Source organism: Burkholderia sp. Ac-20384 (genome assembly GCF_017104605.1).
Lineage (GTDB): Bacteria > Pseudomonadota > Gammaproteobacteria > Burkholderiales > Burkholderiaceae > Burkholderia > Burkholderia lata.
Genome location: NZ_JAAGPE010000726.1, coordinates 1 through 674, shown reverse-complemented (window position 1 = coordinate 674; position 674 = coordinate 1). Strand labels below are relative to the sequence as shown.

The following is a 674-nucleotide window of genomic DNA, read 5'->3' as shown; positions in this document are numbered from 1 at the left end:
CCGCGCGGCTGCCGGCCGATCTCCTGGGCCGCCGGCCGGACATCGTCGCCGCGCGTTTGCGCGTCGAGGCCGCGTTCGCGAATGCCGATTCGACGCGCGCACAGTTCTATCCGGACGTGAACCTCGTCGCACTCGGCGGCGTGTTCGCGCTGACGCCCGCGTCGCTGTTCTCGCGCGACGCGCTCGCCGGCTCCGTCGGCCCGGCGATCTCGCTGCCGATCTTCGATCGCGGCCGGTTGAAGGCGAAGCTCGGTGCGGATGTCGCGCAGGCCGACGTCGCGATCGGGATGTACAACAAGACCGTCGACGACGCGCTCGGGCAGGTCGCGCAGTTCGTCACGTCGCTGCAGACGTCGCAGACGCTCATCACGCAGCAGCAGGACGCGGTCGCGGCCGCGCAGAAGATCGTGGAGATCGCGACCGACCGCCACCGGCGCGGCGTGCTGATGCAGAAGGATGTGGACGTCGCGGATCTCACGCTGATCGACGAACGCGCGCAGATGATCGCGTTGCTCGGCCGGCAGCGGACGCTGCGTGTCGGACTGATCGGCGCGCTGGGCGGCGGGTTCGATGCGGGCGCAACGGTTGCGCAGGCGCCGGCCGCGCATCGGGCGCGTAGCGGGGCGGCGAAGCGGGGTGCTTCGGCTGCTTCGCCCGCAGTGGTTGCTGCGACA

Annotated in this window: 1 protein-coding gene; it reads left to right on the top strand. The window is 71.2% G+C overall.

From position 1 onward, the window contains the following. A partial coding sequence (locus G3O00_RS43050; protein WP_206146640.1) for a TolC family protein occupies nucleotides 1-674 on the top strand: 674 nt, incomplete at both ends.